Below are 18,564 nucleotides of genomic sequence, written 5' to 3'. Positions count from 1 at the left end.
GAAGAGTTGGGATTAACTAGATTAATTACAGGTGTGTTTTGTAATGATTGATTTGTGAGGGAGTTATCGGCGGTAACTACTGGTAAGCTGATACTGGGTGATGATGTTGTATCTAACTTGTGTTGAATGGGAATTTCTGAAGTTGATGTGGTTTCCCCAATGGAAGAGTTGGGATTAACTAGGTTAACTAAGGGTATGTTTTGTAATGATTGATTTGTGAGGGAGTTATCGGCGGTAACTACTGGTAAGCTGATACTGGGTGATGATGTAGTTTCCCCAATGGAAGAGTTGGGATTAACTAGGTTAATTAAAGGTATGTTTTGTAATGGTTGATTTGTGAGAGAGTTCTCAGGTTGAATTACTGGTAAGCTGATACTGGGTGATGATGTGGTATCTAACTTGTGTTGAATGGGGATTTCTGAAATATCACTGTTTTCTGTGGTTGAGTGTGATGATACTAATTTCTTACTTTGATGGGAAAAAAAATCTGTTGTTGAAGCTTGAGATTGAGTATAAATATTTGTGTCTAAATTAGGTAAAGAATTATCTGGTTGTAAAACTAATGGTGTTGATTGCGATCGCTGATTTTCTCCAGCAGTTTCTTTAACTGTAATTGCTTTAGCTTTAACAACTGGAAGTTGCTGGTTAATTTGGTTAATATAGGATGATGATAAGCTAGAATTTATAGCTTCTGTGGCTTGATTTTTATGGTATTGATTTTGAATATAAATAATAGGGGTTGATTCTGATTTTAAATCAATGGTAGTTGACCAACGCTGCATTTGTTGAGCGAGTAAAGGTAAGCGATGAAAAAGATCGGGCGATCGCTCAATAATATTTCTCACCATGCGAATATTAATAACCCCTGGTTTTGTCAACAGATTATGAAATCTTTTGACAAGTTGCGGATTAAGATGTCTTTGCCATGTTGGTAGATTAGTAGATGTCATTGTAGATTTTTAATTAGTTATATTCTGTCATCCAATGCTGAGATTATTAGCATTTTTATTAAGCTTTATAAACTCCCCTATGGACTAATTCTAAACGTTCAAAAGCAACTTGTGAGCTATTACTAGCATTTAATTGTGGTCCTTCCCAAGCTACTGGATAAGCTTTTTTAAAGTTCCATGCAATTAATTTTGATTGCTGACCATCTCGCACCATAATCGTACCGTTGATGAGACGAATTTTACCTCTGGTAGCATCTTCATACCACTTCCATAAATCATCTCTTTCCCCCAGTCCCCGCACCAAAACTAAATTGGGATAAGTCATATATTTGGGGAATTGATGAACACGGTGATGAACACCTCCTTCTACATAACTTTCTAACTCCAGTCTGCTGCTTAATCCTGTAACTTCTGAAAAGCCACCGACTGTTAAACCATCAATTTCTACCATAAAATTGAAAGCCATATAGGGGTCATGGGCGTTCTTATCGGAATTACTGTTGTTTTTTTTTTGCGATTTTGCCATAAATATCCCCTATTGAGATAACTGATCAATATTTAATTAGTATTACCTGACTGCTGATTAATCTGCTGATTAATGCGCGCTACTTGAGCTACCCACTGTTGTCTTTCCCAATGTTCCATATTCATTACTTGGTCATAAGACCAATTAAAGTGATAGGAAAGGTAAGCTACCTCCTCTAGAAGACGTTCTGAGGGGTAGCAAACTACTCCCCCACTGGGGAAGTTTCGACTTCAAACTCACCACCGCAATGGGGACAGGAAACCTGAAAGCGTGTATGACCATTTTGATTAATTCGTTGGTAAAAGTCTTGCAGGTAAACCAAGTCCCCAGAAAATAATTCTTCAATAATTTTGGTATTGAGTTGGTCTAAAGTTCCTAGCTTAGTAATCACTCGCGCTAGCAGAATAATCACCAGATAACCAGGATTTCTCTGTACCCTGGGGTCACGCAGAGGGGCGATTTCATCAAAAGCTGTTGACAGTCGCATAGTTCCTTCACGATGAAGGTTTCCTTCTGCATCGATATAACCACGAGGTAGGGTAAAAAGAAATTCAGTCTGGTGCATTTTTCCTCACATTAACCAACGGTGATTCCTTCATGAACAAATTCTAGTGATTCTATTGCTATCTCGCTAGCGGTAGCATTAAAATCTGGACCGCTCCAATTAGTCGGCCAACAATTTTCTAGGTTCCATCTAATTGTTTCTTCCCCTAAGTCATTAGCGAGAATAATAGAAACGTTTTTGCGCTCGATTTCTTTACCATCTATTAAATCTTTATGCCATTTCCACAGTTCATCATTATCAGTAATCCCTCGTTTGAGGCTGATATTACCAAAGCTATTTAAACCAGGTACTTTTCTTTGTCCCAAACTTTTGTCTGTACCTTCGCGATATTCAATCACGGCTCTAGTGGCGTTCAAACCAGCACATTCTCTAAAACCTGCATGGACGATACCATCCCACTCTACCCAGAAATTATAACCATTAAATGGATCATGGGTATCTTTAACATTAGGCATGATAATTGCTCCTGAAATTACTAAGATTCGACAAATTTAACGCCGCTACTACCGTGAACTAAGGAAATCACAATAAATTCACTGGGAGTAGTAGGCGCGAAACCAATTTCGGTAACTATCCTTCCAGTCTTACGGATTTCTGGCGGGTTGGTTTGTGCGTCACATTTGACATAAAACGCCTCTTCTGTAGTTTCCCCCTGAATTGCTCCCTGTTCCCAAAGAGTTTCTAAGTAAACTGTTAATTCCCGCTCTATCCTTACCCATAAATCTGTATTATTAGGTTCAAATACAGCATCGATTAAATGACGTTCTACCCACCGCAGAATAGTGATTTTGAGGCGGCGAATGTTGATATATTGCCATTCGGGATTTTGACTTAAGGTGCGTGAACCCCAAACTCTAATTCCCCGACTTCTAAAACTGCGAATACAGTTAACTCCGCCTCCTGCTGCTGAGTTTAATATTTGCCAATCTACATCGGAAAATAAAAGACTTAAATCCAAAACTCCTTCTAATAAATAGTTAGCGGGGGCGCGATAAACGCCAACTTGGGAATCATTACGCGCATAAATTCCCGCAATATGACCACAAGGAGGAATGTTACAGGAGGCGTTTTCTATTTTCAACCAGGGAGTATAGAGCGCACCATTATCACCAATTAATCCTTGTTGTTGTGCTTTCACCACTTTGATATCTTCGGTTTTGGAGATATTGAAAGCATCAAGAATGGCAAAGCGATCGCCCATTGTGTCACAATGCTCCAGTATAGCTTGTTGCATTTCCAGAGCTTCTTCTGGAGAGTTTTGCAGAATATCAGGCGCACATACTAAATCGATGATATCTAGTGCTTCGATGGCCTGTAAGCCCTGTTGCAATTCTGCCAGAGTGTGATTTTTTAAACCCACCACATAACACAGACGACCGCCATTTTCAAAGAATCCCCGTACCGCATGAGGTAAATAACTATTAGGTAATGGTTTACCGAAATACTGCACAAACTGAGTCCAAAGTGTGAGCATTTGCGGTACAGGATGATGATTTTCCGGAAAATTATTAACCTCAGCAACTCCCAAGAACACCGGAACACCCGTGAGTAAATCTTTACCCGGTATGGTAGGAATATCCTGTAAATAGACACCAGGGGCGGTTAAATTAAGGTGTGTGGATGTTTGCATAGGTTAATTATTTTGGGGATAGGTGCTGAATAAGTTATTTTTGCTCTCCTACAAGTTGGCTAATGCGGAAGATCACAAATTCTGCTGGTTCTATGACTGCGACACCAATTTCAGTCACTACTTGGCCGAGTTTGCGGGTTTCTGTAGGATTATTTTCTGCATCGCACTTGACAAAGAATGCTTCTTCAGGAGTTAAGCCAAATAATGCACCTTTGCGCCATTCATTGGTGAGGAATGCAGTAATATTGCGGCGAATTTTTGCCCATAGTTCTGGGGTATTGGGTTCAAATACTACCCATTGGGTTCCTTCGTCTATGGACTCACTCAGATAATTAAAGTGACGACGAATATTAATATATTTGAAGTCGGGATTATCTTTTCCTGCGCCTAATGTCCGTGCTCCCCAAATGCGGATGTTACCGTTAAGATTACGAATGCAATTGATACCATCATTATTTAATGGTGCTTGTTTAGCTTTGCTGATATCCTGCTTTAAACCAACCGCGCCTAAAATTGGTTCGTTAGCAGGTGCTTTGTGAACTCCCCTCTTATCATCGACCCGCGCATAAATACCAGCAATGTGTCCACTGGGAGGAACAAATTTCACTTCTTTACTTACGGGGTCGTAAACCTGAATCCAAGGATAATATACAGCTGCATAGTCTGAGTTTCCTAGTAGTTTGTCACTACCCGGTTTTAGTTGCTCGGAGTCAACGGGAATATCTTCTTCTGTGTCCAGAATAGCAAAGCGATCGCCTAAATTGCGGCAGTGAATATCAATTTTTGCTAAGGCTGTTTTACTGGTAACCCCAGGCGCTGCAACAATGGCAATTTCATCAATGGCTTCAAATTTATCCAAAGCTGCATCTAGGTTTGCTTCTTCTGCTACCCAAGTGACAAAACACCTAGTTCCGCCATTTCTGAAGAAGCCATAAACCGCATGAGCGAGGATACTTTGACCAGAATTAGTGGAAAAATCCCCAAAAAATTTCTTAAATTCACTGAAGTTTGTACACAGTTTGACTTCACTTTCAGCAGTTGGTATAGTTTCTGCTGCAGTATCATCAGTAGCTGCAGCTAGAGTAATGATACCAATAAAACCGGCCGTACTCGTTCCTACACCGACAATCGGCGCTACCCCTGAAGATACTTCTTCAACATAGACACCGGGGGTAAAATAGGTGGGCATGATATCTTTTCCTTTGTTGATAATTGTGATTATCGGACAAATGCAATTGAGAATTGAGCAAATCTCAATTGACGGTTAATTGGAAATCTAATGATTTCACTTCCCCTGTTTGCAAATAGATTTGTTTTTGTTGTTTGGGATATCCTTTAGCTGAAACTATGACTGTGATGGGAGTATTACTTGCTTCTATACCAACAAGTCGATAATTCCATTCTCCCTGTGATTGTTTAAGGATTTCAGTAGAGCTAAAAGTGTGGTCTCTACTCCCTTGAATTTCTACTCTAGCCATGCCAATGGGGTCGTTATCATCCGCACTGGTGATTGTGCCTATAAGCGTTGTTGGTTGTAATTTTAACTCTACTGTATTAATAGTATCAAATACAGCAAAATTTTCATCCTCCTTAATAATCTTTTTATTATTTATATCATCCGTCATTTCAACTTGACCTTGACCCTTGGCATAACGCCTGGGATCATCAAATAAAGATGCTTCTAATTGATAGCATCCTGATGGTAAATTTCTGAAATAGAACCAACCCTCAAATATAGTTTTAGTCCTTCCTAGTTGAGATTGTTTATTTTTGGGGTTGTAGGGGAAATAGTCAATAATTTCTTGATACCCTTGAAACCTATCCCGCGCACTCAGGTAATTATTTGCCAATAAAGCCTGGAATAATTGCACCTTATCAGCAGTATGTAACTGAGGATTTCTCAAGTTTTGTCGAAATTCTTGAATTGCTGTAGGTAGGCTTGCTGGGGATGAATCAAGGTCGGTATTCCCTGAGCGACACTGCATTGAGCCTGGTAATCCTAGGAGTTGAGTCTTGAAGATGACGGAGTTAATAAACTCATCAGGAGCGTCAATAATCTTAACCATAGCCCCGGAAATTCCTCGCCCTGTGATGGCATCCTTAACTTGTCCAGCTATTATGATTTGATGTTGAAATAGTTGTTGCTTTAGCATTTTTTCGATGGTAGTTGCAGAACAATTTAAGCATGAGGAATCAGGGCTAAGGTATGGCACAATCAATAATTAGCAGAATTATTAAATTTAAATTTTGTGATTAAATTCTGTTAATTTCCGTGCGTTGATAAAGTACCAGAGGAAATTCTGTTTCTGGTTCTTCCACAGGTACGGAGATTGTTACTGTGTAATTTAGTGCTGCTTTGGGTTTTCCTCCAATTGCTTGCCAAAATTCCCCTAAACTTTGTAAGTAACTAGAACGTAAACCAACTCCTACGGGTAATGGTTCTTGTCCTTTTAAACTACCTTGTAAAATTGCTGCTGGTAAAGTCCGATAACGCAGCAATAATTTCATTACTTCTCCCAAAATGTGATGTTCTTGTTGGGGGTCATCGGAATTAGCCCAAGCAGTAATCAAATAGGAACAATCTATCCTAGCTGGAGAACGTTTTTTTACAGCTGTACCGTTTTGACGACGTTGCACCGACCATTCACTACTGCGCATTTCCAGATTTTCCCGGACATCATACAGAAACAGGTTAATGGCTGGTTTTTGTTTGATAGAACCTTCAAAGGGCATATCAAAACTAATAGCCACGTTGGTTTCAGTTGACCGTTTTAACTCTGGTAATTCGTGAGTTAGTAATTTCTCTAGGGTGCTATCTAAGTCATCTAGCATGAATAAATTCCTATTTGTTTGACTCTATGCACTTAATTTTTGGCAATAACTTCTAGGGTAGAGGTGTCAATTTCTTGGGGTTTGTGATTGTTTTCCCTGTTAGCAATAGCTAATTCTTCTTCTAATACTTGCATTGCCCCACTGATGCGGATTAAAGTTTCCCGCAGGCTGGTTTTTTGTGCTTCTAAATTAGCTAGTGCTTTCTGTCCGGCTTCGTACTCTACTGTTAGTACCTGTAGGCGTTTTTCCAGTTGTTCCTTCATTGCTGTCTCACTTGCTGTTGAAAGGTGTTAATCTTGATCAGAAACCATAGGGAACTTCCAAATCATGAGTACCCATTTCTCGGAAATGAAGTCCACGATTTTGCTTACTCATATCGATTTTGACTTTCAGCAAAGCAGGACGTTCTGGTGTGGGTTTGGGAATTAAATGTGCCGGAATGCGCGCGGCGATATAGCGATTAAATGATTTGCTGTTCCAATGACGGGCAAAGGGATTATCATAGGTTGCCAGAAATCTTTCCATGGTATGACCGTTGACAGTAATGCCATTGTGCATACAACCGTTCCAGTCGTTGTTATGCTCCACCATATACAGCAACTTATCATTGCCTGACCACACATAAGGAACCATCAATTCTAAATTGGTTTTCTGTTGAATGACTGTATATGTATCCCAATTCCAGCTGTCAGAATCTTTGTTATTCCAACTTGTGGCATCACCGCCATTGATTTTCCAATGGTATCCGAGCGCTGCTTGAGTGGCGTGAGACCAAGGATTTTTACTGAATGCCAACCCAGACAACCAGAATTCATCACCTTGTTTGGAAATCAAGGTGACTTTACCGGCTCTCCCAACGGGAATTGGTAGCCATTGCTGTGCGTCGTAATAGCCATCGCTAAGAGAACCATCAGGACAGTAGCAATTACCGTATCTGTTACCAGCTGCCCACCGTCCTAGGTCTTCTTTATATCCATCTAAAAACTGTACCTTCACCACTTTCCAAAAATTAGCAGGTAGTCTGATCCAGACAGTATTGTATCCATCGGGAATGGTAACCACTGCCCCGGCATCATCTTCTTCTGACCCCCCATAGCAGATCATGGTACGATCATGACAGAGGTTTTTACTTGTGTGTCTGGTTTGCCAATCACCAGGTGCTTTTTTGAGGACACCGTGTAGAGCGATCGCCCCTGCATCTCTAGCCTCAAAAATATCTTGATAAACTATTGGTTCATTGGGATACATCCGGTGTCGCATGGGGTTTGTAGACTCTAGATGCAAGGCGCGGATGACACCGTTAACATCTAGTTTTCTCCCTGGACTGGTTGTACCAATACCCACATTACCTGTATCGCGTTCAATGGTGATCCTTGTGGCGGTCTGGCCGGCGCGATAGGAGATTAACTTGATCACAGATGAAATATCTTCAGATCCACCACCTTCGGTTGACCAACCATACAGCCCATCTGGCTGACTGGAGAGGGAAATTGCCGGTTTTTCCTCCGTGGGAGCATTTAAAGCCGCTAGTCGCTCTTTAATTTTGGCTTCTATGTGTTTTTTAACGGCTTTTTCTGAAGGTACTACATCCGTGCGATCGCTATCTGTGGCGATTGTTTCCGATACAGAGCTAATCAGGGATTCCCCTAATTTTAACGACCCGGATACACTCAAGTTACCTTTAATCGCTAAAGATTCCCCATCACTTCTGAGGTTAATTTCTTCACCTTGGCTACTGGGTAACCTCGCCCCGGAATATTGACGGACACTGTTATCTACTTGCACTTGTCCGTTTTCTACGACGAGTTTAGCTAACAGCACCGTTTTAGCATCTTTGGTTTCAATCGCTTCTAATGTTAACAGGGGAGTTTCTGCAAAGCGAGTGAAACTATCCGGTATTTCTGGTTGTTGTAATACTTTTGGCTCTTGATGATAGCGCAGACACACCCAACATAGAGAATTTATCTTGATGTTGGTTTTTTCTTCTGCTAATACAATTAGATTCCCCTCCCCGTCAATGGCTGTACCAGCTTTCACCGTAACTGCTGCTTCCCCAGCCATAGCTTCTACTTCTAGGCCTTCCACGATCCCCGCTAAATGGAGCCTACTGTTAATATAACGTTGGCGATCGCTGAGATATTTATGCGCCAACTCGAAATCTTCATCTAGGAGATATTGTCCAGGAAAATAATTCGGACGTTGTAAAGCAAAATTTGTCCAATCTTGTTGCTGCACCATACAAATTTAGTTCCAGATTTTTGAAATATACCCTTGTCACTAACCCTATAAAACCCTACAAATAAAATAGGTATATGGTTGATTAAACCACATAGTGAAATTAGGAACTGCAAATCACAATTTACTACATTTTTCCCATTTCTGTGTCTACAAAATGACTTTCTTTATTGCATTTTTAGACGAATACAAAGGTTTAGCTGGCTCACATATGGATATTTTTACCCTCCATATATCTCACACACTTTATTGATTTGCACTTGGCGTTTTTTCATGTGGAAAACAATCTTATATTCCTAGTCTGCCCAGCTATCCTCTGGATATCTATGACATTAAAAAAATATTAAGATTGTCGCGGATAATACAGGGTATCAGCTTGCTCTATCCTAAATTTCCTTGTTGGATATATAACTTCCTTACTCTATATGATGACCAGTAAATTTCTATTATGTTCTTAACAATTTTAAATATCTATCTTGAGGTAGAAGACAGAATGCTTATAGATAATAAAGGAGCTATTGAATGTATGAGAATGGAGCCGATAATAATTTGAAATGAGAAAATTATGGGTAGAAGTTGTGGCGCTAAACTAATGTAAAAGTACCGTTTAAATTAATGAAAAAAGTTATAATTGTGGGCGCAGGACCAACAGGCGCTACTCTAGCTCTAGTCCTAGTAAAACGCGGTATTACAGTCACACTCATAGAAGCTGCGAAAGACTTTGGGCGAGTATTTCGCGGTGAGGGTTTAATGCCTAGTGGCTTAGATGCGATCGCCCAAATGGGACTATTAGAATTAATACAACAGATTCCCCATCGACCCATCAAGTCCTGGGAGTTTATTCTTGGGGGTAAACAGTTATTCCGGGTAGAGGAACCCATGGGGTCACAGCAACCCTGTACATTAGTGTCCCAACCTCCCTTACTCCAAGCTTTGATGAGGGAAGCTCAAACCTATGATAACTTTGAATTTATACCGGCTGTGGCGGTCAAAGATTTATGCAGAGATAACCAACGGGTTACCGGTGTTATACTCAGTGATGGACGACAACTGACTGCTGATTTAGTCATTGGCGCTGATGGTCGTAACTCTATTGTCCGCCAATGTGCAGGAATAAAATTAGTATGTCAGCCCAAAAATATAGATATTCTCTGGTTTAAGTTAGCCGCTAGTCCTGAAGCTGCTGATAATGTGTTTCGTACTATTGTCAATGGCGATCGCATTTTTAGCATTTTTCATGGTGCTGAGTCCGATAAACTACATTTAGGATGCGTAATATCACCAAATGAAACCACAGACTATAAACAGCCTTGGGCGGAAGTTTTCGCCTCCCTCTCTCCCCCATGGTTAGCGGAACATTTTCGCCATCATGGTGCGAGTATCACATCTCCCATAAAACTATCTGTAGTGGTCGGGAATTGTCCCCAGTGGTATACCCCAGGGTTACTGTTGCTGGGTGATGCGGCTCATCCCATGTCCCCTGTGCGCGCTCAAGGTATCAATGTGGCATTACGTGATGTGATTGTTGCGGCTAATTACCTCGTGCCATTATTACAAGGAAATGCCGATCATAATCAGATAGATTTAGTCTTATCACAGATTCAGGCGGAACGCCAGCCGGAAATTATTGGTATCCAGCGACTCCAGTTACAAGAAGCAGCCCAGGGGGAGAAATTGCGCAAATATTCCCTATTGCGATCGCTCCTAGTGCAAACCCCATTCATAGGTAAAATAGTCAAGAAGTTGTGGTTAAGGCGACAAATGAAAATGCGCGACGGAATCACCGAAGTATATTTAAAGGTCTAGTTTTTCCATATCTAATTAAACATGAACAATAAACAGCAACAGGTATTTTTTCAAATCCATCAAGGGTTACCCAGAGAAAGACCAGGTGAATATTTGTTGCAAATATGCTGATTTCCCAATCAAACCCCTTGACTATATGCACAATAAAAGTATGGCTTGTAATTAAAAGGCCACAATCCCTCAGTAAAATAAAAGGGAGGCTAGAAATGATTAGTAAAGCATATTTGTTAACTTCCGCAGTGATTTTTGCCTTAGTAGCAATATCACATTTTATCCGACTGGTTAATCACTGGTCAATTGCCATTGGTACAGTTACCTTTCCTTTTTGGGGGTCATGGTTGGCAGTTATCTGTGCATCTGCATTAAGTATATGGGCTGTGAAACTAGCAACCAAGTGGAAAACTAGCCCCCAATAAAGCTGTTTTGTCCCAGAATCCCTACCCTAGAGGGGATGTTTTGGCGATAGTTATCCACACCGGAGACAGGGAATTAATTCTCTGTCTGAAAGCTTAAGTCGGCTTTTAACCGACTGGTTGTTTTAATTATGACATCTATTTAGGGCGATCGCTCTGGGTTTAAGTGTGTGTAGGTTATATGTCTTATTTAATAGTTAGGGGATGTGTGGGCGATGGTTATCCACACATGAGGTATAATCGTTGCTTATCCACACCGGAGCCAGGGAATTAATTCCCTCCAGTCAACATAACTGAGTTGACACATACCAGCTTAGAGATAGGGAATTTATCTAATAGTTTCAGATGAACAATTGTGATCGCATTTAATTTAGAAGTCGAAACAGCAGGGGAACGCCTTGACCGCTATGTGTCCCAAGAATTACCAGAGTTATCCCGTTCTCGCATCCAGCAATTAATTGTCGAGGGTAATGTAAAACTCAATCATCAGGTATGCACAACTAAAAAAATTCCTGTGAAACCAGGCGATCGCATTAGTATAAAAATACCAGAAGTTACCCCTCTAGAACTACAAGCCCAAGATATCCCCCTGGACATCCTCTATGAAGATGACCAATTACTGATCCTGAATAAACCCGCTGGCTTAGTTGTCCATCCCGCTCCCGGCCATCCTGATGGTACTTTGGTGAATGCTTTGTTAGCACATTGTCCCCATCTTCCTGGAATTGGCGGCGTTCAACGTCCGGGAATTGTCCATCGCTTAGATAAGGATACCACAGGGGCGATCGCGATCGCCAAAACTGACATAGCCTATCACAGCCTCCAAGCACAACTCCAGGCTAAAACTGCGCGGCGCTCATATTTAGGTGTAGTTTACGGCGCGCCAAAAACCGCAGATGGTATGATAGACCTCCCCATTGGTCGCCACCCCCAAGATAGAAAGAAAATGGCCGTTGTCCCCATAGAAAAAGGCGGTAGGTCTGCTATCACTCATTGGCAGGTAGCAGAACGCTTGGGTAACTATACATTAATCCATTTTCAGTTAGAAACCGGGCGCACCCATCAAATTCGTGTCCATAGCGCTCAGATAGGTCATCCCATTGTCGGCGACCCAGTTTATGGTTCTGGTCGTTCTCTGGGCGTTAACTTACCCGGTCAAGCACTCCACGCTTGGCGACTCAAGTTACAACATCCGGTCTCTCAGGAGTGGATCTCGGTCACCGCTACCCCCCCGGCGACATTTAATACCTTAGTGCAAATTCTCCGCCGACGAGTAGAGTCCTGAAATTCTGACACTCTCCCCCCTCCTCAATATTGAGATTTGTAAACTTTTCGGCGGTTTTTTACCTTGGACAGATGAATTTTAGCCAGTTATGGTAAATTTTCCCAAGTTCAAATTAACAACTCTTAATAAAAACACCATCACCCGAAATTACAGACAAAACGACGAATGTCCTGTATTTACTTGCATTCTCCAATAATTAAGAAAATATAAAATTGATGATTTCTTGGGCTAGGAGGGGTAAATATGAAGTAATGTTGCGAAAAATTTCCCATTTACTCAGTTATATTCCTTATATGTAAAGGATTTGAGGGTGTTCTTATTCCCGCATCTTATTTATTCATAATTTGTAACAAATAAAGAATCTATAGCATTGTATAAACATATTCTGAGGGGTGGAAATAACAAACCAAAGTCAAACCAAGCAATGAGTTGATTGAAATTTGCGGGTTTCTCATAAAATTAACCCAGATTCTCATAAATACTTGTTAATCTAGTATTGAGGGAATAAACAGACAAATCAAAAAAAGCAGTTTGCTATCGGGTCTGTTGTCAACCATTCCCAATTTGATAAAACATTGCCAGTTTTAATCTAGACATCTCAGAACTAAGGAATTAGGAGATTAAAGTCCATGACATTAGACGTATTTACCAAGGTAGTTTCTCAAGCTGACTCCAGAGGCGAGTTTTTGAGCAACGAGCAACTAGACGCTTTAACCAACGTAGTTAAAGAAGGCAACAAGCGTTTAGACGTTGTTAACCGCATCACCAGCAACGCTTCCGCTATTGTTACCAACGCAGCTCGTTCTTTGTTTGAAGAACAACCCCAATTGATTGCTCCTGGTGGTAACGCTTACACCAACCGTCGCATGGCTGCTTGCTTGCGTGACATGGAAATTATCTTGCGTTACGTCACCTACGCAATTTTAGCCGGTGATGCTAGTGTTCTTGATGATCGCTGCTTGAATGGTTTGCGCGAAACCTACCAAGCTCTGGGAACTCCTGGATCTTCTGTGGCTGTGGGCGTGCAAAAAATGAAAGATGCTGCTGTAGCTGTAGCTAACGATCCCAACGGGATCACCAAAGGTGATTGCAGCCAGTTGATCTCTGAAGTAGCTAGCTACTTTGACCGTGCTGCGGCTGCTGTTGCTTAATATCACTGAGAAATTCCAGTACCAAAAAAATTTACGAAATACGAAGGAGATTTTAGAAGATGGTTAAAACACCAATTACCGAAGCGATCGCATCTGCGGATACCCAAGGACGTTTCTTAAGCAACACCGAACTACAAGCAGTTAACGGTCGTTATGTTCGTGCTATTGCTAGCATGGAAGCTGCTCGCGCGTTGACATCTAACGCCCAAAGCTTGATTGATGGTGCTACCCAAGCTGTATACCAAAAATTCCCCTACACCACCCAAACACCAGGGCCTCAGTTTGCTGCTGACAGCCGTGGTAAGGCTAAGTGCGCTCGTGATGTCGGTCACTACCTACGCATTGTTACTTACAGCTTAGTTGCTGGTGGTACTGGCCCCATGGATGAGTTTTTGATTGCTGGCTTGGCTGAAATCAACAGCTCCTTTGATTTGTCCCCCAGCTGGTACGTTGAAGCAATCAAATACATGAAAGCTAATCATGGTTTGAGTGGACAAGCTGCTAACGAAGCTAATACCTACTTTGACTATGCTATCAACGCATTAAGCTAGATAGTCTCTTGCCCGGGGAAGGATGCAATTTCTGGATGGAGTGAGTCACGCTTTGAGGTTAACCAAAAAACCGTTCTGACTCATCTAGCAGTTGGATCTGGCTCCGGGCAAAGTTTTATTGAAAAGCTTTAGTAAACTCGGCACTCGGTAAAAATAGCCGAAATGCAAATCAACAGGTGAAGCAAAATGGCAATTACAGCAGCAGCATCCAGGCTAGGAACAGAGCCTTTTAGTGATGCACCTCGATTAGAACTGCGCCCCAATGCCAGCAAAGATGAAGTTGAAGTTGTAATCCGGGCTGTTTATCGGCAGGTTTTGGGTAACGACTATTTGATGGCGTCGGAACGTCTGGTAAGCGCTGAATCACTCCTGCGAGATGGTAACCTGACGGTGCGGGAGTTTGTCCGCAGCGTTGCCAAGTCAGAACTCTACAAAACTAAGTTTTTTTATCCCAATTTCCAAACCAGGTTAATCGAACTTAACTACAAACATCTCCTGGGTCGCGCCCCCTATGATGAATCAGAGGTGGCTTACCACTTAGATTTGTACCAGAGCCAAGGCTACGACGCGGAAATTGACTCCTACATTGACTCACCAGAGTACCAAAATAACTTCGGTGATCATATTGTCCCATATTATCGTGGGTTTGAAACCCAACCAGGGCAAAAAACAGTAGGCTTTACCCGTCTATTCCGCTTATACCGGGGTTATGCCAACAGCGATCGCGCTCAGGTAGAAGGTGCTAAATCCCGTTTAGCCCAGGATTTAGCTAGCAATAAAGCCTCTTCAATTGTAGGGCCATCAGGCAGCAACGATAACTGGAATTTCCGTGCTGCTTCAGATGTAGCTCCCAAAAAGGCTTTAGGAAATGCAGTGGGTACGGGCGATCGCGTCTACCGCATTGAAGTAACAGCAATCCGTGGCCCTGGTTATCCCAGTGTCAGACGGAGCAGTACAGCAATTATCGTACCTTATGAGCGACTTTCTGACAAGATTCAGCAAATCCACCGACAAGGCGGCAAAATTGTCAGCATCACCTCAGCTTAAGGTAGGGTTACTCACATCGTACAGGAGATATAGCAGTAATGTTCGGTCAAACCACACTTGGGGGCGGTAGCGTTTCTTCATCGGCCAGCCGAGTATTTCGTTATGAAGTTGTAGGCTTGCGCCAAAACGCAGAAACTGACAAGAATAAATTCGATATCCGTCGCAGTGGTAGCGTGTTTATCACAGTGCCATACAGTCGGATGAATGAAGAAATGCAACGGATTAACCGCCTAGGTGGCAAAATCATCAATATTTCCCCATTGAGCGCCATAGAAAACTAATATCCTGGCAATGAGAGAACCCACTGCGTCAGAATATTCAGCAGAAACCGCGCCTCAGTTGACACCAGAGGTAGCACTGGCTAACCTGCAATCATCAGATTTAAGTCTGCGCTATTACGCAGCTTGGTGGCTGGGTAAATTTCGCGTCCGCCGCCCAGATGTGATCAATGCCTTGATTGCAGCCTTAGAGGATGAAGCTGACAGAACAGAAATGGGAGGTTATCCACTGCGGCGCAACGCAGCCAGAGCATTGGGGAAGTTAGGTGATAATACAGCTATACCAGGGTTAATTAAGTGCTTGGAATGCCCTGATTTTTATGTGCGGGAAGCAGCAGCCCAATCTTTGCAAAAACTGCGGGAGAAAACTGCAGCACCCGCACTCATGAAAATGCTAGCTGGAGGTGTAGCCGAGGCAGTGCAAGTACCCGGCCGCCCTCATCTCAACCAGCCCTATGAAGCGGTAATAGAAGCCTTGGGAGCTATTGGTGCAACTGAGGCTATTTCTTTGATTTCACCGTTTTTAGAGCATGAAGTCCCAGGCGTAAACTGTGCCGCGGCTAGAGCAATGTACCAACTAACACAAGACCCCATTTATGGGGAGAGGTTAGTAAAAATGTTGTCTAGTGAGGACTTGAAATTGCGCCGTCTGGTCTTAGGAGATTTGGGCGCAATTGGCTACATAGGAGCAGCGGAGGCGATCGCCAGCACTAAGGCAGAAAATAGCTTTAAACTCATGGCCCTTAAAGGATTGCTAGAGCATCAACTCACCCCAGAGTCAGAAGCCCTATCCGTTTCTGACCATGCCATCCAGGTGATGAACTTAATGGATTCACTTTTGTGAACTAGCGCCACGTGACTGATGAACTAATCCGTGCCGTCGCCCTGGCAGATACACCAGAAAAAATGGTGGCGGCAGTAAAAAACTTGGCAGCAGTCCCAGATGTTGCTGCCATTCCCACATTAATCGCAGTATTTGGTTATAACAACCCCACAGCTGCAACAGTGGCCGTGGCTGCACTAACAGCTATGGGAGCAATAGCAGTACCACAACTGTTATCCCTTGACGATTATAACTACGGCGCACGGGCTTATTCTATTCGCACCTTAGCGGCGATCGGCGACCCCCGTGCATTAGACGTTTTAATCACAGCAGCAGCCACAGACTTTGCTCCCAGTGTTCGCCGGGCTGCTGCTCAGGGTCTGGGAAATTTAGATTGGCATCAACTTAACTCCCCCCAAAGGGAGACAGCATTAAAAAAAGCTTTAGAAACCTTGCTGTTGATTTCCCAAGACTCAGAATGGTCAATCCGTTACGCTGCGGTAGTCGGTCTACAGGCTTTGGCTCAAATCCCCGATTTGCAGCCGCCCATCCACACCAGACTCCAGCAGATGTTAACTACTGACGACGAAAAGGCAATTCGCGCTCGTGTACAACTAGCCATTTCATAACTTTTGCCTCTCATATCATAAAACAGGGAAAAAGTAAATATGTCAATACCACTGCTAAATTATGCACCTACTACCCAAAATCAGCGGGTAGAAGGCTACGAAGTCCCCAATGATGACACACCAACCATTTATCGCTTGTCAGATGCTACCTCAGATAAAGATATTGATGCCATTATTTGGGCAGCATATCGGCAAATCTTCAGCGAACACTTAATTATTGCCAGCAACCGCCAGCAGTTCCTGGAATCTCAACTGCGCAATCGCTCAATTAACGTCCGTGATTTTATCCGGGGTCTGGGTAAGTCCGAAGTCTACCGCACACAAGTAGCAGATATCAACACCAACTACCGCTTAGTTGACATCACCTTAAAGCGGTTTTTGGGACGGGCCGCTTACAACAAAGATGAAGAAATTGCTTGGTCAATTGTGATTGGTACTAAAGGCTTACACGGTTTCATCGATACCCTGTTAGACAGTGAAGAATATCTGCAAAACTTTGGTGATGATATCGTCCCTTACCAACGCCGTCGGTATAAAGACAGACCCTTTAACTTAGTTAATCCCCGCTACGGTTCCTACTGGCGCGATCGCATGATGTTACAATCCTTCGGTGGTCGTTCCTTCTATACCGCCCGCACCACCGGGGTTGCTAGCAAACAGGAGATTCGGCGGGTAATTCCTGCCAATTTCATGGACATGGCCGGGAAAATGATCACTGGCGAACGTAACTATCAAAGAACAGTAGCTACAGTCACCTCCCAAATCAAAGATATCAAGATTCCCGACAACTCCCGCGAAGTCGGTACGCCTCAACCCACTGTCAAACCTGTAGCTGTTGCTCTACCTTATCGTTATATTCCCGGAAATCCCACGAATTAAGGCATGAGTTTGTCATGGCTCGATCCATAGGACTATAAACCACCCATGGACAGAGATCACACACTTGATTTATGTGATCTCTGGGAAAATTGCAGTCGGTGCTTAGGACCCATACAATTGATCATTGAATATTAGCAACCGTAATGACAATTCCTTTATTACAATACAAACCTAGTTCCCAAAACCAGCGCGTTGCTGGTTACGAAGTCCCCAATGAGGATACTCCCAGGATTTACCGCAGCGAAGACTGCTCTGTTGATAGTGAGTTCCAAGAATTAATTTGGGCCGCTTATCGCCAGGTTTTTAGTGAGCATGAAATCCTCAAGTTTTATCGCCAAACTAACCTGGAATCTCAGGTCAAAAATAGAGCTATTACTGTGCGCGACTTGATCCGGGGTTTGGCTAAGTCCGAAGCCTTGCGGAATTTGGTAGTAGAGACTAACTCTAACTATCGTCTTGTGGAAATTGCCCTCAAACGCCTCTTAGGTCGTGCTTCCTACAACAAAGAGGAAGAAATTGCTTGGTCAATCAAAATAGCTACCCTGGGTTGGGATGGTTTTGTCGATGCTTTAATCGACTCTCAAGAGTATCAAAGCAACTTTGGCGACAATATAGTTCCCTACCAACGCCGGCGCTACAAAGATAGACCTTTTAATTTAGTCACACCCCGCTACGGTAATTACTGGCGCGACAAATTGGAAGAAGCCCGCTATAAAGCAGGGGACATCAAGAACTTTATGGAATTAGCTAATTCCATTGAAATTAAGACACTCAAATTTACACCAGTTAACCTAGATAGCATCCAAATTCCAGATATGACAAGGGATACCAAACCCCAAGGTATACCCATCTCCATCAATTCCAGCGCCAATTTCCCCCTGGGGTAAATACCTGTTGATAGTAAATTGCTGCCCAATCAGCTCTACCGATCAACATAATGCGGGACAATAACATAGGGAATCAG

The 18,564-nt window shown here is 42.6% G+C and carries 21 protein-coding genes and 1 pseudogene; 11 read left to right on the top strand and 11 right to left on the bottom strand.

Annotation, left to right across the window (positions count from 1 at the left end):
* The 11 genes and pseudogenes from PN447_RS13805 to PN447_RS13760 all read right to left on the bottom strand — a co-directional run.
* The coding region (locus tag PN447_RS13805) for a hypothetical protein (RefSeq protein ID WP_271763613.1) at positions 1–950 on the bottom strand (950 nt) is incomplete at its 3' end.
* Positions 951–1,008: 58 nt separating this feature from the next.
* On the bottom strand, positions 1,009–1,476 hold the full coding sequence (locus tag PN447_RS13800) for a phage tail protein (RefSeq protein ID WP_271733758.1): 468 nt from the start codon (positions 1,474–1,476) through the stop codon (positions 1,009–1,011).
* Between the two features lie 32 nt (positions 1,477–1,508).
* A pseudogene (locus PN447_RS18640) lies at positions 1,509–1,661 on the bottom strand (DUF6760 family protein); the annotation flags it as partial.
* Positions 1,662–1,678: 17 nt separating this feature from the next.
* Positions 1,679–2,041: a phage tail assembly protein gene (locus PN447_RS13795; protein WP_271733759.1), complete on the bottom strand. Its 363-nt coding sequence runs from the start codon at positions 2,039–2,041 to the stop codon at positions 1,679–1,681.
* An 11-nt stretch (positions 2,042–2,052) separates the two neighbouring features.
* Positions 2,053–2,496 (bottom strand): phage tail protein, encoded by a 444-nt coding sequence (locus PN447_RS13790; protein WP_271733760.1) that lies wholly within the window; start codon positions 2,494–2,496, stop codon positions 2,053–2,055.
* A gap of 20 nt (positions 2,497–2,516) precedes the next feature.
* On the bottom strand, positions 2,517–3,671 hold the full coding sequence (locus tag PN447_RS13785) for a phage tail sheath family protein (RefSeq protein ID WP_271763612.1): 1,155 nt from the start codon (positions 3,669–3,671) through the stop codon (positions 2,517–2,519).
* A 34-nt stretch (positions 3,672–3,705) separates the two neighbouring features.
* Entirely contained in the window at positions 3,706–4,860 is a 1,155-nt protein-coding gene (locus tag PN447_RS13780) for a phage tail sheath family protein (RefSeq protein ID WP_271763611.1), read from the bottom strand.
* 64 nt (positions 4,861–4,924) lie between these two features.
* Positions 4,925–5,824: a hypothetical protein gene (locus tag PN447_RS13775; protein ID WP_271763610.1), complete on the bottom strand. Its 900-nt coding sequence runs from the start codon at positions 5,822–5,824 to the stop codon at positions 4,925–4,927.
* Positions 5,825–5,924: 100 nt separating this feature from the next.
* A complete protein-coding gene (locus tag PN447_RS13770; protein ID WP_271733764.1) occupies positions 5,925–6,503 on the bottom strand; it encodes a DUF4255 domain-containing protein in 579 nt (192 codons plus the stop codon).
* Between the two features lie 32 nt (positions 6,504–6,535).
* Entirely contained in the window at positions 6,536–6,766 is a 231-nt protein-coding gene (locus tag PN447_RS13765; RefSeq protein WP_271763609.1) for a hypothetical protein, read from the bottom strand.
* Between the two features lie 37 nt (positions 6,767–6,803).
* Entirely contained in the window at positions 6,804–8,741 is a 1,938-nt protein-coding gene (locus PN447_RS13760; protein ID WP_271763608.1) for a hypothetical protein, read from the bottom strand.
* A 612-nt stretch (positions 8,742–9,353) separates the two neighbouring features.
* Here PN447_RS13760 and PN447_RS13755 point away from each other — a divergent pair.
* From PN447_RS13755 to PN447_RS13705, 11 genes are all read left to right on the top strand, one after another.
* Positions 9,354–10,544 (top strand): FAD-dependent oxidoreductase, encoded by a 1,191-nt coding sequence (locus PN447_RS13755; RefSeq protein WP_271763607.1) that lies wholly within the window; start codon positions 9,354–9,356, stop codon positions 10,542–10,544.
* A gap of 206 nt (positions 10,545–10,750) precedes the next feature.
* Positions 10,751–10,960, top strand: coding sequence for a hypothetical protein (locus PN447_RS13750; RefSeq protein ID WP_271763606.1), 210 nt, complete (start codon positions 10,751–10,753; stop codon positions 10,958–10,960).
* Positions 10,961–11,312: 352 nt separating this feature from the next.
* A complete protein-coding gene (locus tag PN447_RS13745) occupies positions 11,313–12,242 on the top strand; it encodes an RluA family pseudouridine synthase (RefSeq protein ID WP_271763605.1) in 930 nt (309 codons plus the stop codon).
* Positions 12,243–12,871: 629 nt separating this feature from the next.
* A complete protein-coding gene (locus PN447_RS13740; protein ID WP_271733772.1) occupies positions 12,872–13,393 on the top strand; it encodes a phycocyanin subunit beta in 522 nt (173 codons plus the stop codon).
* 59 nt (positions 13,394–13,452) lie between these two features.
* Positions 13,453–13,944 (top strand): phycocyanin subunit alpha, encoded by a 492-nt coding sequence (gene cpcA, locus PN447_RS13735; protein WP_271733773.1) that lies wholly within the window; start codon positions 13,453–13,455, stop codon positions 13,942–13,944.
* A gap of 186 nt (positions 13,945–14,130) precedes the next feature.
* A complete protein-coding gene (locus tag PN447_RS13730; protein WP_271763604.1) occupies positions 14,131–14,991 on the top strand; it encodes a phycobilisome linker polypeptide in 861 nt (286 codons plus the stop codon).
* A 38-nt stretch (positions 14,992–15,029) separates the two neighbouring features.
* Complete coding sequence (locus PN447_RS13725) at positions 15,030–15,272, top strand: phycobilisome linker polypeptide (protein WP_271733775.1); 243 nt, start codon at positions 15,030–15,032, stop codon at positions 15,270–15,272.
* A 10-nt stretch (positions 15,273–15,282) separates the two neighbouring features.
* Positions 15,283–16,113: a HEAT repeat domain-containing protein gene (locus PN447_RS13720; protein WP_271763603.1), complete on the top strand. Its 831-nt coding sequence runs from the start codon at positions 15,283–15,285 to the stop codon at positions 16,111–16,113.
* Positions 16,114–16,124: 11 nt separating this feature from the next.
* Positions 16,125–16,721 (top strand): HEAT repeat domain-containing protein, encoded by a 597-nt coding sequence (locus PN447_RS13715; protein WP_271763602.1) that lies wholly within the window; start codon positions 16,125–16,127, stop codon positions 16,719–16,721.
* A gap of 39 nt (positions 16,722–16,760) precedes the next feature.
* Complete coding sequence (locus tag PN447_RS13710; RefSeq protein ID WP_271763601.1) at positions 16,761–17,600, top strand: phycobilisome rod-core linker polypeptide; 840 nt, start codon at positions 16,761–16,763, stop codon at positions 17,598–17,600.
* 143 nt (positions 17,601–17,743) lie between these two features.
* Positions 17,744–18,487 carry a phycobilisome rod-core linker polypeptide gene (locus PN447_RS13705; protein ID WP_271763600.1) on the top strand — a complete coding sequence of 248 codons (744 nt, stop codon included), beginning with the start codon at positions 17,744–17,746 and terminating at the stop codon, positions 18,485–18,487.
* The last annotated feature ends 77 nt before the right edge of the window (positions 18,488–18,564 follow it).

Origin of the sequence: Anabaena sp. CS-542/02, from assembly GCF_028331085.1 — a bacterium.
In the GTDB taxonomy this organism is placed as follows: Bacteria; Cyanobacteriota; Cyanobacteriia; order Cyanobacteriales; family Nostocaceae; genus Anabaenopsis; species Anabaenopsis arnoldii.
The sequence above is the reverse complement of the archived record's forward strand: the minus strand, read 5'-3'. Positions and strand labels throughout refer to the sequence as shown.

What these genes read in the sequence shown, in the direction of transcription:
- PN447_RS13800 (WP_271733758.1), bottom strand. Translation starts at nt 1,476, where the DNA reads ATGGCAAAATCGCAAAAAAAAAACAACAGTAATTCCGATAAGAACGCC.
- PN447_RS13795 (WP_271733759.1), bottom strand. Translation starts at nt 2,041, where the DNA reads ATGCACCAGACTGAATTTCTTTTTACCCTACCTCGTGGTTATATCGAT.
- PN447_RS13790 (WP_271733760.1), bottom strand. Translation starts at nt 2,496, where the DNA reads ATGCCTAATGTTAAAGATACCCATGATCCATTTAATGGTTATAATTTC.
- PN447_RS13785 (WP_271763612.1), bottom strand. Translation starts at nt 3,671, where the DNA reads ATGCAAACATCCACACACCTTAATTTAACCGCCCCTGGTGTCTATTTA.
- PN447_RS13780 (WP_271763611.1), bottom strand. Translation starts at nt 4,860, where the DNA reads ATGCCCACCTATTTTACCCCCGGTGTCTATGTTGAAGAAGTATCTTCA.
- PN447_RS13775 (WP_271763610.1), bottom strand. Translation starts at nt 5,824, where the DNA reads ATGCTAAAGCAACAACTATTTCAACATCAAATCATAATAGCTGGACAA.
- PN447_RS13770 (WP_271733764.1), bottom strand. Translation starts at nt 6,503, where the DNA reads ATGCTAGATGACTTAGATAGCACCCTAGAGAAATTACTAACTCACGAA.
- PN447_RS13765 (WP_271763609.1), bottom strand. Translation starts at nt 6,766, where the DNA reads ATGAAGGAACAACTGGAAAAACGCCTACAGGTACTAACAGTAGAGTAC.
- PN447_RS13760 (WP_271763608.1), bottom strand. Translation starts at nt 8,741, where the DNA reads ATGGTGCAGCAACAAGATTGGACAAATTTTGCTTTACAACGTCCGAAT.
- PN447_RS13755 (WP_271763607.1), top strand. Translation starts at nt 9,354, where the DNA reads ATGAAAAAAGTTATAATTGTGGGCGCAGGACCAACAGGCGCTACTCTA.
- PN447_RS13750 (WP_271763606.1), top strand. Translation starts at nt 10,751, where the DNA reads ATGATTAGTAAAGCATATTTGTTAACTTCCGCAGTGATTTTTGCCTTA.
- PN447_RS13740 (WP_271733772.1), top strand. Translation starts at nt 12,872, where the DNA reads ATGACATTAGACGTATTTACCAAGGTAGTTTCTCAAGCTGACTCCAGA.
- cpcA (WP_271733773.1), top strand. Translation starts at nt 13,453, where the DNA reads ATGGTTAAAACACCAATTACCGAAGCGATCGCATCTGCGGATACCCAA.
- PN447_RS13730 (WP_271763604.1), top strand. Translation starts at nt 14,131, where the DNA reads ATGGCAATTACAGCAGCAGCATCCAGGCTAGGAACAGAGCCTTTTAGT.
- PN447_RS13725 (WP_271733775.1), top strand. Translation starts at nt 15,030, where the DNA reads ATGTTCGGTCAAACCACACTTGGGGGCGGTAGCGTTTCTTCATCGGCC.
- PN447_RS13720 (WP_271763603.1), top strand. Translation starts at nt 15,283, where the DNA reads ATGAGAGAACCCACTGCGTCAGAATATTCAGCAGAAACCGCGCCTCAG.
- PN447_RS13710 (WP_271763601.1), top strand. Translation starts at nt 16,761, where the DNA reads ATGTCAATACCACTGCTAAATTATGCACCTACTACCCAAAATCAGCGG.
- PN447_RS13705 (WP_271763600.1), top strand. Translation starts at nt 17,744, where the DNA reads ATGACAATTCCTTTATTACAATACAAACCTAGTTCCCAAAACCAGCGC.